Source organism: Psychromonas aquatilis (genome assembly GCF_038155185.1).
Taxonomy (GTDB): Bacteria; Pseudomonadota; Gammaproteobacteria; order Enterobacterales; family Psychromonadaceae; genus Psychromonas; species Psychromonas aquatilis.
Map to the genome: position 1 here is coordinate 1 of NZ_JBAKAZ010000286.1, position 227 is coordinate 227.

Here is a 227-nt window from a genome sequence, read left to right on the forward strand (position 1 = left end):
CTCAAACACAAAAAAAGCCACTATTAATTAAAATTGCTGGCGCAGTATTAGAAAGTGAACAAGCACTTACGAATATATTTTCTGCATTAACTGAATATCTAGCGATAGAAAAGCGACCATTATTAATAGTGCATGGCGGCGGGGTAATTGTTGAAGATGTACTTATTAAAATGAATATTAAGAGCGAAAAGAAAAATGGTTAACGTATCACTCCCTTTGATCAGCTC

Annotated in this window: 1 protein-coding gene; it reads left to right on the top strand. The window is 34.4% G+C overall.

Going from position 1 to position 227, the window contains the following annotated elements; translation table 11 throughout:
• Positions 1-203, top strand: a 203-nt coding sequence (locus tag V6256_RS15590) for an amino acid kinase family protein (protein WP_481133294.1), incomplete at its 5' end; no start/stop codon positions are given.
• Between the last annotated feature and the right edge of the window lie 24 nt (positions 204-227).